The organism is Microbacterium sp. LKL04 (assembly GCF_900102005.1).
In the GTDB taxonomy this organism is placed as follows: Bacteria; Actinomycetota; Actinomycetes; order Actinomycetales; family Microbacteriaceae; genus Microbacterium.
The window spans coordinates 191,552-204,711 of record NZ_LT627736.1 but is presented as its reverse complement, the minus strand read 5'-3'; the positions used below and the strand labels follow the sequence as shown (position 1 = coordinate 204,711).

The 13,160-nt window shown below is 70.1% G+C and carries 16 protein-coding genes; 6 read left to right on the top strand and 10 right to left on the bottom strand.

All coding sequences use genetic code 11. The features are described from left to right. Positions 1–53 precede the first annotated feature (53 nt). Genes BLP38_RS01045 through BLP38_RS01035 form a run of 3 tightly spaced genes read right to left on the bottom strand, consistent with a single transcriptional unit; the run spans position 54 to position 1,793 of the window. The gene (locus BLP38_RS01045) at positions 54–542 is read right to left on the bottom strand and encodes an FBP domain-containing protein (protein WP_091351810.1); all 489 of its coding nucleotides are present in this window, start codon (positions 540–542) and stop codon (positions 54–56) included. A gap of 40 nt (positions 543–582) precedes the next feature. Next, complete coding sequence (locus tag BLP38_RS01040; RefSeq protein WP_091351809.1) at positions 583–897, bottom strand: hypothetical protein; 315 nt, start codon at positions 895–897, stop codon at positions 583–585. Positions 898–947: 50 nt separating this feature from the next. After that, a complete protein-coding gene (locus tag BLP38_RS01035) occupies positions 948–1,793 on the bottom strand; it encodes a LysM peptidoglycan-binding domain-containing protein (protein ID WP_091351808.1) in 846 nt (281 codons plus the stop codon). Positions 1,794–1,886: 93 nt separating this feature from the next. Between BLP38_RS01035 and BLP38_RS01030 the strand changes: the two genes are divergently transcribed. The 3 genes from BLP38_RS01030 to BLP38_RS01020 all read left to right on the top strand — a co-directional run bounded on the left by BLP38_RS01030 (position 1,887) and on the right by BLP38_RS01020 (position 3,172). Further along, positions 1,887–2,378 carry a YajQ family cyclic di-GMP-binding protein gene (locus tag BLP38_RS01030; protein ID WP_028497481.1) on the top strand — a complete coding sequence of 164 codons (492 nt, stop codon included), beginning with the start codon at positions 1,887–1,889 and terminating at the stop codon, positions 2,376–2,378. Between the two features lie 96 nt (positions 2,379–2,474). Next, positions 2,475–2,726, top strand: a complete 252-nt coding sequence (locus BLP38_RS01025; RefSeq protein ID WP_091351807.1) for a hypothetical protein — start codon at positions 2,475–2,477, stop codon at positions 2,724–2,726. Further along, positions 2,723–3,172 (top strand): BLUF domain-containing protein, encoded by a 450-nt coding sequence (locus tag BLP38_RS01020; protein ID WP_091351806.1) that lies wholly within the window; start codon positions 2,723–2,725, stop codon positions 3,170–3,172. Before BLP38_RS01025 ends, BLP38_RS01020 begins: the two co-directional genes overlap by 4 nt. Positions 3,173–3,230: 58 nt before the next feature. Here BLP38_RS01020 and BLP38_RS01015 read toward each other — a convergent pair whose 3' ends face one another. After that, the gene (locus tag BLP38_RS01015) at positions 3,231–4,358 is read right to left on the bottom strand and encodes a Gfo/Idh/MocA family protein (protein WP_091351805.1); all 1,128 of its coding nucleotides are present in this window, start codon (positions 4,356–4,358) and stop codon (positions 3,231–3,233) included. Then, positions 4,355–5,179, bottom strand: a complete 825-nt coding sequence (locus tag BLP38_RS01010; RefSeq protein ID WP_091351804.1) for a sugar phosphate isomerase/epimerase family protein — start codon at positions 5,177–5,179, stop codon at positions 4,355–4,357. The genes BLP38_RS01015 and BLP38_RS01010 overlap by 4 nt, the downstream gene beginning before the upstream one ends. Before the next feature lie 111 nt (positions 5,180–5,290). Here BLP38_RS01010 and BLP38_RS01005 point away from each other — a divergent pair, with 111 nt between their 5' ends. Further along, positions 5,291–5,890 (top strand): TetR/AcrR family transcriptional regulator, encoded by a 600-nt coding sequence (locus tag BLP38_RS01005; RefSeq protein WP_091351803.1) that lies wholly within the window; start codon positions 5,291–5,293, stop codon positions 5,888–5,890. Continuing rightward, positions 5,887–7,092, top strand: a complete 1,206-nt coding sequence (locus BLP38_RS01000; protein ID WP_091351802.1) for a multidrug effflux MFS transporter — start codon at positions 5,887–5,889, stop codon at positions 7,090–7,092. The genes BLP38_RS01005 and BLP38_RS01000 overlap by 4 nt, the downstream gene beginning before the upstream one ends. On the opposite strand, the gene BLP38_RS00995 is transcribed toward BLP38_RS01000, so the two are convergent. The 4 genes from BLP38_RS00995 to BLP38_RS00980 all read right to left on the bottom strand — a co-directional run bounded on the left by BLP38_RS00995 (position 7,034) and on the right by BLP38_RS00980 (position 11,334). Further along, positions 7,034–8,059 carry an alpha/beta hydrolase gene (locus tag BLP38_RS00995; protein WP_091351801.1) on the bottom strand — a complete coding sequence of 342 codons (1,026 nt, stop codon included), beginning with the start codon at positions 8,057–8,059 and terminating at the stop codon, positions 7,034–7,036. The genes BLP38_RS01000 and BLP38_RS00995 overlap by 59 nt on opposite strands. Positions 8,060–8,066: 7 nt before the next feature. Beyond that, positions 8,067–9,440: an FAD-dependent oxidoreductase gene (locus BLP38_RS00990; RefSeq protein ID WP_091351800.1), complete on the bottom strand. Its 1,374-nt coding sequence runs from the start codon at positions 9,438–9,440 to the stop codon at positions 8,067–8,069. 62 nt (positions 9,441–9,502) lie between these two features. Next, positions 9,503–10,564, bottom strand: coding sequence for a polyprenyl synthetase family protein (locus BLP38_RS00985; protein WP_091351799.1), 1,062 nt, complete (start codon positions 10,562–10,564; stop codon positions 9,503–9,505). A 23-nt stretch (positions 10,565–10,587) separates the two neighbouring features. Beyond that, positions 10,588–11,334, bottom strand: coding sequence for a demethylmenaquinone methyltransferase (locus BLP38_RS00980; RefSeq protein ID WP_091351798.1), 747 nt, complete (start codon positions 11,332–11,334; stop codon positions 10,588–10,590). 80 nt (positions 11,335–11,414) lie between these two features. Between BLP38_RS00980 and BLP38_RS00975 the strand changes: the two genes are divergently transcribed. Further along, positions 11,415–12,665 carry an isochorismate synthase gene (locus BLP38_RS00975; RefSeq protein ID WP_091351797.1) on the top strand — a complete coding sequence of 417 codons (1,251 nt, stop codon included), beginning with the start codon at positions 11,415–11,417 and terminating at the stop codon, positions 12,663–12,665. Positions 12,666–12,677: 12 nt separating this feature from the next. On the opposite strand, the gene BLP38_RS00970 is transcribed toward BLP38_RS00975, so the two are convergent. Then, the gene (locus BLP38_RS00970) at positions 12,678–13,157 is read right to left on the bottom strand and encodes a MarR family winged helix-turn-helix transcriptional regulator (RefSeq protein WP_091351796.1); all 480 of its coding nucleotides are present in this window, start codon (positions 13,155–13,157) and stop codon (positions 12,678–12,680) included. Between the last annotated feature and the right edge of the window lie 3 nt (positions 13,158–13,160).

Below are 13,160 nucleotides of genomic sequence, written 5' to 3'. Positions count from 1 at the left end.
GAGGCGCGATCACCGATACTACCCTCCCTGAGGGCGTGACGAAAACCGAGGCGTCAGGCGGCCGCGGCGACGCGCTCGACGAAGGATTCGAGGCGGTGTCGGGTGCCGTCGATCCGCCGATCGACGCTCGCGCGGATCTCGCTCGGCGCCAGCGGCGCGGCGATCCGCACGTTGTCGTGGCAGGTCAGATCGGCGCACACGTAGGTGCCGACGCTGTCGCCGCGGTCACCGGCATCCCCCGCCCGTCGCGCGGTGAACATCGTCACCTGATTGCCGGGCTGCATCGTGTGGCAGATGTTGCACATCGCCGATCGGGCGTGGGCGGCGCCGTTCGCGGCCCGCAGGACGATGCCCGTGGGCTCGCCGCCGATCTCGGCGACGACGTAGCCGCGGCTGCGCGTCGTGGGGTCGCGCCAGGCAAGGAAGTCGAGGTGATCCCATTCGAGGATCGGGAAGTCGTGGGGCAGTTCGAGACGGGTGCGTTCGTCCTTCGTCGCATTGACGAGCACGTCGCGCAACTGGTCCTCTGTCAGCGGCCGCATCAGTCCAGTCTACGAAGGAGGGGATGCCGCGGCTCCGTCGTCAGCTTCCGATCGCGAGGATGATCGACGCAGCACCGACGAGTCCGATCCCCAGGACCGTTCCGATCGACGGCCAGACGAACCCGCTCCGGCGGATGCCGGCGAAGACGAGACCGACGATGCCGGCGAGCATCGCGGCCGACCCACCCGCGACGAGCAAGGCGAAGGTGACGATGAGGAGCCAGCCGTACTGCTCGTCGACCGTCGCAACCAGAAGGAGGACGAGGAACGTCGGCAGGACCGACAGGACCACGATGACGACGGCGGCGATGCCCCAGGCACGCTGCGCGAGCTGAGGGGGTGCGGGCGTGCTCACGTGGTCAGAGTAGGGGCGCCGAGCCTGCGGTCATGGTCGGCGCGCGGTGATCAGCCCTGAGATTCGATCGACCGGCTCGTCGGGCGCAGCTGCACGCGGTCTCCGGGCTGGAGGACATGCTCCGGGCCGCCGGCCTGGTTGAACTGCTGCACGGTGATCGCGTCGACGCAGAACCGGTCGCCGATCCCGCGGTACGTGTCGCCCGGCTGCACCGTGTAGAAGGTGGGCGTGCCGTCGACGTTCTCGACCGGCCCCTCGGCGTATTCGCCCGTGCCGGTGTCGACGATCGTCCCCCTCATTGTCACCGCGATGCGACCAGAGGAGTCGGGCGTCGACAATTCGATACGGGCGATCCCGTCGCAGTCCTGGTGGGTGCGATACCCGCCCTTGTTCGCCTCGTTGAGCGCGGCGGCCGTCGCGGTGCCCTCGGAGAGGATGGCGAGATAGTCACCCTCGTAGATCTCGCCCGCCCCGTCGAACGCGTTCGCGGCGTCGAAGTCGCCGCTGTCGAGGCAGAACCGCTGGACGATCGCCCAGTACGAATCGTTGGACACGACGCGGTAGACCGTCGCGAGTCCCTCCGCGTTCGAGCGCTCGACGGCCCCCGTCGCACCGGGAGAGATCGACCCCCGATCCTTGCCCGGCGGAACGCCGAGGCATTTGCTCTCGGGCGGCGCCGGAGTGGTCTCGACCGGTGCGGGCTGCGTCGGCTCCGGCGTCGGGGTCGGCGTCGGCGTCGGGGACGCGATCCGTATCGGCGTGGCCGACGGGGACGGTGCTTCCGCGACCACCTCGTCGGTCGGGATCATGCCGATGACGGCCGGCGCCGCGAGCGCAAGCAACCCCACCACGGCCCCCACGGCGATTCCGACCATGATCTTCCCCCGACGATCCATGCCTCGACGCTAGCGGCCGCGCATCACGGGCGCGCAACGATGTGGATGCCGGGACCCGCGGCATCCACTCGGTACAGCGGTACCCTCGAACGCATGGCATCAGACTCTTCGTTCGACGTGGTCAGCAAGGTGGATCGTCAGGAGGCGGACAACGCCCTCAACCAGGCGCGCAAGGAGGTCGAGCAGCGCTACGACTTCAAGGGCACCGGCGCCTCGATCGAGTGGAGCGGCGAGTCGATCCTCATCAAGGCGAACAGCGACGAGCGGGCGAAGGCCGTGCTCGATGTCTTCCAGTCGAAGCTGATCAAGCGCGGCATCTCGCTGAAGAGCCTCGAGTCCGAGGACCCGCAGCCCTCGGGCAAGGAGTTCCGGCTCGTGTCCACCCTCAAGGAGGGCATCTCCTCCGAGGACGCGAAGAAGATCACCAAGCTGATCCGCGACGAGGGCCCCAAGTCGGTCAAGGCGCAGATCCAGGGCGACGAGCTGCGCGTGCAGTCGAAGTCCCGTGACGACCTGCAGGAAGTCCAGCGGATGCTGAAGGCCGCCGACCTCGACGTCGACCTGCAGTTCATCAACTACCGCTGACGCGCTGATACGCGGCCGCCAGGTTGTCAAGCCCGCGCGGCCGTCGGAGCCCTCACCTACCGTGGCTACTCTGCACCACGAGTAAGTGAGGTTCCCGTGTCTGAGCACCCCCCATCCCCCGGCACGGTCTGGGCGCGCGTCGAAGACGGCTTCCACGTCGGCAGTCGCGACGGCAACTTCCTCGGGTACATCGAGCGACGCCGGGACGGTCACTACGACGCGTTCGACATGCGTTCGGCGGTGATCGGCACGTTCGCCGACCTCGTCTCCGCGATGCGCACGCTCTCGTCGGCTCCGACGCCCGCGCCGGGCGCGAACGGCATCCTCACGATCCAGGAGAACCGATGACCGCCGCCGACGACACCGTCTTCTCCGTCGTGTACTCGAGCACCGCGACCGAGCCGTTCACCGACGACGCGCTCGGCGAACTGCTCCAGCAGTGCCGGTCCGCGAACGCGCAGCGGGACATCACGGGCATGCTGCTGTACCGCAACGGCCGCTTCATTCAGATCCTCGAGGGCCCCGAGCAGGCGGTCCGCGAGACGATGGGGAAGATCGAGCGCGACCCGCGTCACGACCACCTACGCGTGCTGATCGACGAGTTCACCGAGGATCGCAATTTCGCCGAGTGGACGATGGGCTATGAACCCATCGTCACCTCCGAGGGAGACGCGCCCGAGGGGTTCCGCGACACCTTCGACGACCTCGAAGGGCACGGCGACCCGTCGGCCACGCTCCGCGCCGCACGCGAGCTGAGCCTCTGGTTCCGGGTGCGCTCACACCAACCGCGCTGACGAACGGACGACGGCCCGGACCCCGCCAGGGATCCGGGCCGTCGCTCGTGTCAGCTGATCAGAGCGTGCTGGCGAAGGGGTCGAAGTCGACCGGAACCGCGGGCACCGGCGCGACGGTGCTATCGATCTCGAGGTACTGGCCGGTCTCGGCCGAGTCCTGAGCCGACAGCAGCACGTCGAGGACGTGGAAGCCGAGCTCACCGGTGGCGACGTGCGTGCGGTTATCCGCGATCGCGCGGACCATGTCGAGGACACCGAGCCCACGGCCCACGACCGTACCCTGCTGCTCGACGTCGATCCACTCCTGCTCGGTCTTCATCCCGTCGCGGAAGACGCCCAGCGGCTTCACGTAGCGGGTCGGACCGTCGAAGCGGTTGGGGTCGGGCAGCACGATCGAGCCCTCGGTGCCGTGGATCTCGACGACACCGTGACGCTCGAGCGCCGAGTCGAAGCTCAGCAGGTGCGTGCCGTGCTGGCCGCCCTCGAACGTCGAGAGCACCTGCACCGACGACGGGACCTCGACGGGGAAGGTCTCACCGGCGCGGGGACCGGTGTGGATGTGACGCTCCGTGCGGAAGCGCGATCCGCGCGCCGCGACACCGGCGATGGGCCCCAGCAGGCTGACGAGAGCCGAGAAGTAGTACGGCCCCATGTCGAGGAGGGGTCCCGCACCCTTCGCGAACAGGAACGCGGGCTCCGGATGCCAGAGGTCGGGCCCCTGCGTCTGGAACGCGGTCTGCACGAAGAGGGGCGTGCCGATCACTCCCTCGGCGATGGCGCGCTTCGCGGACTGGAAGCCCGGGCCGAGGATCGTGTCGGGTGCCGAGCCGACGCGGACGCCGGCAGCGTCGGCATCCTTCAGCAGCTGACGAGCGCCCTCGCGGTCGAGGCCCAGCGGCTTCTCGGTCCACACGTGCTTGCCGGCGGCGACCGCCTGCGACGAGACAGCGATGTGCGACTCGGGGATCGTGAGGTTCACGACGAGCTCGACGTCGGGGTTGCCGAGGACGTCCTCGAGCGTGCCCCACGAGGGGACGCCGTGCTCCTCGGCCTTGGCCTTGGCGCGCTCGGGGATCATGTCGCCGATCGCGACGACCTTCACGTCGGGGAACGACGTCAGGTTCTCGAGGTAGGTCTGGCTGATGACACCGGCACCGACGATGCCGACTCCGACGGGGCCGGTCATGCGATGAACCCGCCGTCCTTCAGGAAGGCGTACGACGCGGCGATGTCCTCGAACACGTCACCGGGAGCCTTGTCGTACTCGATGACGGCGTACTGGATGTTCGTCCCGGCGTGCAGCGATGCGGCGAGCGGAACGTCACCGGTGCCGGCACGCAGCTGCTCGAGCGAGTCGGAACCGAACTCGTCGGCGCCGGGTGCCCAGGGGTTGGATGCCGGGGCGATGCCGTCCTTCACGTGCACGGCGACGAGGCGGTCGCCCAACCTCTCGACGAGGGCCGGCACGTCCTGGCCACCGGTCAGGGCCCAGAACAGGTCGAGCTCGATCTGGACGCGGTCGTCGGTCAGCTCCAGGAAGCGCTCGTAGGCGGTCTGTCCGTCGAAGGACTTCACGAACTCCTGCGCGTGGTTGTGGTAGCCGACGGACATGCCGAAGCCGGCCGCGGTCTCGACGAGACGGTTGAGGCGCTCGGCGATGTCGGCGACGCCCTCTTCGGTGAACCAGCGCTCGGCGGGGACGAACGGGTCGATGACCGTGGTCATGCCGATCTTCGCGGCAGCCTCGAAGACGACCTCGGGAGCGGGAGTGGGGATCGAGCCGTCCGGCGTCCACAGCTCGTCCGACAGCAGCGGCGCGTGACCCGTGGGCGAGGCGAGGCCGCTGGCGTCGAGGGCCGCGCGGATCTCGTCGGGGCGGCGGACGAAGTCGAACGCCTCGACGTTGCGCAGGCCGAGAGCGGCCAGCTTGTCGAGCGATCCGGACATGTCCTCGCTGAACTCTTTGGCGAGCGTGTAGAGCTGGACTGAGGCGAGCGGCAGAGCCATGGGCCTTCCTTCGTAACGTCGTTGTCGGATGCCGCGAGGCGGCGTGGCCACGACGATATCAGAATTAACCTCCAAGTGGAGGTTTTCGTTCCGCCGTCCTACTCTGTCCCCATGACCCAGGACGAGGACGATGTGATCGGCCGCCGCGGATCGCGGCCGAAGGGCGTCGCCAGGCGCCAGGAGATCCTCGACCGCGCCATCGAGGTGTTCCGCGAGCGCGGCGCGAGCGGCACGTCGCTCCGCAAGATCGCGGAGGCCATCGGCGTGTCCCACGCGGCGCTGCTGCACTACTTCGACTCCCGCGAGCAGCTCCTGGTCGCCGTCTACGCACACGCCGAGCAGACCCACGACGATCCGTCCGAACTTCGGCCCGGTATCGACACGATGATCCACGCCGCCCGGAGGAACGTCGGGATCCCGGGGCTCGTGACGCTCTACTCCACCCTCCTCGCCGCGTCGCTCGAGACCGAGGACGGCGTCGGCCGAGACTTCTTCACCCTGCGATTCGAGAGCCTTCGCAGATCGATCACCGAGAGCCTTCGACTGCAGCAGCAGGAGGGCCTCGTGCGCGACGACGTGCCGGCCGAGCACCTGGCGGCGCTCCTCATCGCGGCATCCGACGGTCTGCAGATCCAGTGGCTCCTCGACCCCGGCGTCGGACTCGAGTCCACGCTCCGCACGCTCGGCGCGCTGCTGCGCCCCCGGGCATGACCGCGCCGCGCCTCACCCGCCGGCTCGTCGTCGTCCTCGGGTTCCTCTCGGCCGTCGGGCCGTTCGCGATCGACATGTACCTCGCGTCGCTCCCCCAGATCGCCGACCAGCTCGAGGCCGCGCCCGCCACGGTCCAACTGACCCTCACCGCGTTCCTCCTCGGGTTGGGCGTCGGGCAGCTGCTGCTCGGCCCGCTCTCGGACATGTGGGGGCGCCGCCGCGTTCTCCTCCTCGCTACGGCGGCCTTCACCCTGACGAGCGTCGCCCTGATCGCATCCCCGAACATCGAGGTGTTCGTCGGCCTGCGCCTGTTGCAGGGACTGTCGGGTGCGGCTGGCGTCGTGGTCGCGCGGGCCATCGCGGTCGATCTCAGCACGGGGCGCACCGCGGTGCGCGCGCTCAGCCTCATCGCGACCGTCGGCGGACTCGGCCCCCTCATCGCTCCCCCGATCGGCGGCCTCGTCGCCTCGTTCTCGGGGTGGCGGGGCGTACTCACGGCTCTCGCCGTCATCGCCGTCCTCATGCTCGTCCTCGCCTGGCTCGTCGTCCCGGAGTCTCTCCCCCGCGAACTCCGGCACACCGGCGGCCTGCGGACCATGCGCGCCTCATTCGCCCATTTCATGAGGGACCGGGTCTACCTGGGGTACACGGGCGCCTATGTCTCCGGCTTCGCGGGCCTGTTCGCCTACGTCGCGGCATCCCCCTTCGTCGGGCAGATCATCCTGGGGATGCCGCCCCTGCTCTACGGTCTCGGTTTCGCCGGCGGCGGCGGCGCACTGCTGGTCGCGAACCTGATCAACGCGACGTACGCGCCGCGGATCGGGCCGGAGCGGATGCTGGTGGTCGGCGCCTCGCTCGGCGTCGCCTCAGGGGTGGTCATGACGGTCTCGGCGGCCACCGGCATCCTGTCCGTCCCGCTCTTCCTCGCCTGCGCGTTCACGACGATGGGCGGCGCGGGGCTGACCTTCGGAAACGCGAACGCGCTGGGCCTCGCCCGCGCGACGGCGAGCAACCGCGGGGCCGGAGCAGCGCTCATGGGCGCCTGCCAGTTCGCGGTCGGTGCGCTCGTGACCCCGATCGTGGGGTTGTGGGGAGAGGAGACGGCGGTGCCGATGGCGGGCGTCATGCTGCTGGGAGCAGCGGTCAGCCTGACTCTCGGGCTCGCCTCGAATCGCGCGAGCGGCCGAGCACACCCCGCATGAGCCACCGTTCGAGGGCCAGGTAGGCCTGCTCGCGCGGGGTGGGGCGGGACAGGAAGATGTCGTGGATGCCGCCCTCGATCCGTGCGAGCGTCACCTCCCGCCCGATCCGCGTCGCGGCGCGGGCGATGTCGTCGACGACGAGGACGGAGTCGCTGCCGGTCATCTCCGCGTTCCACGCGAAGGGGTTCGTCGACTTCGTCGAGAGGAGCACGATCGTCGGGCACCCGACATCCACTCCCGCCGACACCCGCCGGTGGCCTTCGACGATCGCCGCCAACCACCCGGGATGCGTCGGGAAACCGCGCTCGGGCCGCCACTCGCGTCGGTACCCGCGCACCGGGAGAGCCCCGACCTCGGTCTGCGCCCGGGTGTAGAAGCCGAGGTCGACGACCGGGTGCGCACCCATCGGGTCGACTCTCGCGCGCATCTGGACGAGCGGCGACAGCGCCTGCCGCCCCAGTGTGCCGAGCTGCAGCTCGAGCCACGGGCTGTTGAGGACGAGCGCATCGAGCCGGCCGTGATGACGGGATGCCCACAGCGTGGCGGTGAGACCTCCGGTCGAGTGCCCCATCATCACGAGGCGGCGACGCGACCGCGGACGATCGAGCGGATGCCCCATGGCGCCCAGCGCCGCGGCGATGTCGGCGTCGTACACGTCGAGCGAGGTGACGAAGCCGGGCGTGTTCCCCGGCCGCAGACTGCGACCGTACTTGCGAAGGTCGAGGGCGTGGAACCGCGCGCCGAGGGACGCCCAGAAGCGCGCGAGCTCGACCTGGAAGAAGTAGTCCGACCAGCCGTGCAGGTAGAGGACGTCGACGTCGCGCAGCGGCCCGGTGAGGCCCGCGAGCTTCGGCGGATCGAGCCGGACGAGCGTCGCGACGACCTCGCCCTCCGAGTCGCTGCCCAGTGGCAGCGTGAGCCGCTCGAACGGACGTCCCAGGACGTCCTGCTCCCAGCCGCCGGTCATGTCGCGATCACTCGCCGCGCGAGACCCGCACCATCTCATCGCGGTCGACGACCTTGATGCGCTCGCGCTCGTGCGGAGCGCCGAGGGCGACCTCGTGCTCGTCGAGTCGGTGCCACCCGTCGAGGTCGGTCCAGGCGACCTGACGCTCGGCGAGCAGCGAGATGATCGCTTCGTCGGACGCGTCCTCGGGAGTCCACCACGATGCCTGGTCGTTGATCAGGTGGCGGATGGTCTCCATCGCGTCGGACTTGGTGTGGCCGATGAGGCCGACGGGTCCGCGCTTGATCCACCCGGTCGCGTAGACGCCGGGAACGCGCTCGTTCGAGCCCTTCTTCACGACCTGACCCTCATGGTTCGGGATCACGCCGTGGCGCTTGTCGAACGGCACGTCCGGCAGCGGCGAGCCGAAGTAGCCGACGGCGCGGTAGACCTGGCCGACGGGGATCTCGCGCATCTCGCCGGTTCCCTCGACCCCGCCGGAGCCGTCGGGTCGGGTGCGCTCGGTGACGATCGACGCGACGCGACCGTCGGCATCCTTGGTGATCTCGACGGGCCGCGCCCAGAAGTGCAGATGCAGCCGTCGGCTCGCCTCGCCGCCGGCGTTGTTGACGCTCGGCCGCTGGCGCCACGACTGCAGCACACGGTCGATCACCATGACCTGCTTGTTCGACGCGATCGCGGCCTTCGAGGCCTCGTCGTAATCGAAGTCCTCGTCGTAGACGACCATGTCGACGTCGTTCAGCTCGCCGAGCTCGCGGAGCTCGAGCGGCGTGAACTTCACCTGTGCCGGGCCGCGGCGGCCGAAGACGTGCACGTCCGTGACGGGCGAGGCCTTGAGGCCGTCGTACACGTTCGCCGGGATCTCGGTGGGCAGCAGGTCGTCGGCGTGCTTGGCGAGCACGCGCGCGACGTCGAGGGCGACGTTGCCGTTGCCGAGGACCGCGACGGATGCGGCATCGAGCGGCCATTCGCGCGGGAAGTCGGGGTGGCCGTCGTACCAGCTCACGAAGTCGGCGGCACCGTACGAGCCTTCTGCGTCGATGCCGGGGATGTCGAGATCGGCGTCTTTGATCGCACCGGTCGCGAAGATGACCGCGTTGTAGTGCTTCTTGAGGTCGGCGAGGGTGATGTCGGTGCCGAAGCGGACATTGCCGAAGATGCGGATGTCGCCGCGGTCGAGGACGTCGCGAAGGGCGTTGATGATGCCCTTGATGCGCGGGTGGTCGGGGGCGACGCCGTAGCGGACGAGTCCGTAAGGGGCGGGCAGGTGGTCGAACAGGTCGATCGAGACGTCGAACTTGCGCTCAGCCTTGAGGAGGATGTCCGCCGCGTAGATGCCGGCGGGTCCTGCGCCGACGATGGCCAGCCGAAGCTTGGTCATGGGTGTCCTTTCCGAGAGCCCGCGTGCGGGCGTGACGAAGAAGCGGCGAATCCGCCGGGTGATCAGCTGGAGCGGTCGACGACGACCTGGGCGAAACGGGTCAGCGCCTCGCGGACCTGCCCGTCGGGCAGAGGGGCCAGAGCAGCGACGGCGCGATCGGACCACTCGTGCGCGAGCCGACGGGTCGCCTCGGTCGCGGGGTGTTCGCGGAGCTGCGTGAGCGGGTGGTCGAGGATCGCCGGGTCCGCGCCGTCGGAGATGCGGGCGACGCCCTCGTCGATCGTGACCTTCAGCGACTGCGACGCCGGGTCGCTCGCGCGGCCGAGCAGCAGGTAGGGCATCGTCGGCACGCCTGCGCGCAGGTCGGTGCCGGGCACCTTCCCGGTCTCGGCGGCGTCCGCCGACAGGTCGATGACGTCATCGAGCAGCTGGAAGGCGACCCCGACCCGCTCACCGAACTCGCGGACGGGAGCCGCGTATTCGTCCGAGGCATCCGAGAAGATGACGCCCGTCTCGGCCGCGGCGGCGATGAGCGAACCGGTCTTGTCGCTGAGGACCTGCAGGTAGAACTCCACCGGGTCATCGCCCGGCTGCGCACCGACGGTCTCGTGCATCTGGCCGAGGACGAGGCGCTCGAACGTGTCGGCCTGCAGACGGATCGCCCGCTCCCCCACCTTCGCCATGAGCTGGCTGGCGCGCGAGAACAGCAGGTCGCCCGTGAGGATCGCGACGCTGTTGCCCCACACGGCGTGAGCGCTGGGAACGCCGCGACGACGGTCCGCCTCGTCCATGACGTCGTCGTGGTACAGCGATCCGAGGTGGGTCATCTCGAGCGCGGTGGCACCGGCGAGGACGTCGTCGGTCACCCCCGAGCCGAGCTGCGCCGTGAGGATCGCCAGCATCGGCCGCATCCGCTTCCCGCCGGCCTCGTAGAGGTAGCGGGACGTGACGTCGGCGAGCGAATCGCCGACCTTCAACTCACCGGCGAGGCGGGCTTCGACGAGGTCGAGCCCTTCTTCGACCGTGGTGAGGAGCTTCCGCATCCGCGGTCCCACGAAAATGCGTTCGGTGACGCCGAGTCGGCTCGCGATCTGCGAGCCCGGAGTACCGGGGCGGGGGGTCATGCCTCCAGCGTACCCGTCGCGCTCTAGGCCCGGTCCGGGGTTGCGGGCTTGTGCGCGCGGTGCAGGGCGACGATCCCGAAGCTGAGGTCGCGCCACGCCACCTGCTCCCAGCCTGCGCCGCGCATGCGCCCGGCGAGGGCGCGCTGGTCGGGCCAGTCGCGGATCGACTCGTTGAGGTAGTCGTAGGCTGCCGCGTTCGAGCTGAAGGCGCGAGCGACGACGGGCAGGATGCGGTCGTTGTAGAAGCGGTAGAGGCCGCGCATGAGCGCTGCCGGCGGGTGCGAGAACTCGCAGATCACGAGCGTTCCGCCCGGCTTGGTGACCCGCAGCATCTCCCGCAGAGCCTTGTCGGGGTCGTTGACGTTGCGAAGGCCGAACGAGATCGTGACGGTGTCGAACTCCTCGTCGGCGAAGGGCAGCGCCGTCGCGTCCGCCTCGACGAAGGACAGATTCGGGATGCCGCCGTGCCGCCGCGTGCCTTCGGCGATCATCCCCGCCGAGAAATCACCCGCGACGACGTCGGCGCCCGAGCCGGCGAGCGAGACCGAGCTCGCGCCGGTGCCGGCGGCGAGGTCGAGGATGCGCTGACCACGGCGCGGCGCCACCGCGCGCGTCGTCGCGATGCGCCACAGCTTGTCGTTCCCGAGACTCAGCACCGCGTTGGTGCGGTCGTAGGCCGGCGCGACCTCGTCGAACATGCCGCTGACGCGGGCGGGATCCTTGCCGAGGTCCGCGCGGGTGGACGGGGTGCGGGAGGGCTGGTCGGTCACGTGTCGAGCCTAATCGGGGCGGGGCGCCGCCGGGCTGAGAGGACGGGTCCGCCGCACCGGCGCCGGATTAGGCTGGCCGGGTGACCTCGTCTGCACTCGGCATCCCGCGGCTGCGTGCCGTCACCCGCCGGATCGAACCGGTCGATGAGCCGCTCGTCTACGCCTCGCCCGACGACCCGACCGTCTGGTCTCGCCGCGGCGACCTGCTCGTCGGCGTGGGTCGTGCGGCGGAGCTCCCCGCCGGCGCGCCGGCCGCGCAGTGGTGGCGCGATGTCGCCGCCGCAGCGGAGATCGACGACAAGGTGCGGATGCCGGGGTCCGGCCTCGTCGCCTTCGGCGCCCTCCCCTTCGACCCGGCGAACACCTCGGCGAGCGCTGCGCTGGCCGTGCCGCGCATGATCATCGGTCGCCGCAGCGACACGAGCTGGGTGACCCACGTCTTCGTCGAGGGCGAGCCCGAGCGCGAAGAACCCCAGGCGGTCACCCTCGGCCCGCACTGGTCGGCCACCGTCGGCCCCGGTGCGTGCACGCCCGACGGCTATCAGGGCGAGGTGCGCGCCGGTCTCGAGGCGATCGCGTCCGGCGAGGTCGCCAAGGTCGTCCTGGCCCGCGATCTGGTGGGCACCGTTCCGGCCGGGTCGGACCTGCGACGTCTGGTCCGCGCCCTCGCCTCGGCGTACCCCGACACCTGGACCTTCGCGGTGGACGGCACGATCGGGGCGAGCCCCGAGACGCTCGTGACCGTCTCGGGCGGCACCGTCACTGCTCGCGTGCTGGCCGGGACCGCCGCGCGCGGTGCCGACGCCGACGCCGACACCGCGGCATCCGTCGCCCTCGCGACGAGCCCCAAGGATCTCGACGAACACCGGTACGCCGTGCAGAGCGTGCTGACGGCGCTGCGCGAGCACACGACCGCACTGGTCGCCGAGCCCGAGCCGTTCATGCTGAAGCTCCCCAATGTCTGGCATCTGGCGACCGATGTCGAAGGCTCGCTGTCGGGGCACGCGTCCTCTCTCGACCTGGTCGAGGTGCTGCACCCGACCGCCGCTGTCGCCGGGACTCCGACACAGGCGGCGCTCGAGGTCATCCGCCGCGTCGAGCCCTTCGACCGCGGCCGTTACGCCGGACCCGTCGGGTGGATCGACGCCGCGGGCGACGGTGAATGGGCCATCGCCCTGCGCTGCGCCCAGTTCGACGTGCACACAAATGCCGGGGCTGACATCCCGCTCATCGCTCACGCCGGCGCGGGCATCGTCGCCGGAAGCGACCCCGAGACGGAGATGCTCGAGACCCGGGTGAAGTTCCGCCCGATCGTGGACGCGCTCGCCTGAGGGGCGCGGCGATCACCCCTCGCCGGCCAGCTTCGACAGCAGGCCGGCGAGCGTGCTGCGCTCAGCGGCCGTGAGTGGTGCGAGGATCTCTCGTTCGGTCGTCAGATGATCGGGCAGCACCGCGTCGAGCAGCGCGCGCCCGGCGTCGGTGAGCCGCACGAACTTGCCACGGCCGTCGTCGGGATTCGGCTCGCGGATCACGAGACCCAGCCGATCCAGGCGGTTGAGGCGCTGGGCAACCGCACTCGAGGTGATCATCGCGTCGGCGGCGAGTTCGGCGGGAGTGATCCGGAAGGGCTCCCCCTGACGAGCGAGGGTTGCGAGCACGTCGAACGTTCCGGCGTCGATGCCGTGCGAGGCGAAGGTCTCAGCGAGCCTCCCGTCGACGACGGCTGCGGCGCGGCTCAGGCGACCGATCACAGCCATCGGACTCACATCCAGACCGGGCCGGGCGGTGCGCCACTGGGCGAGGATGCGATCGACGTGGTCCATTCC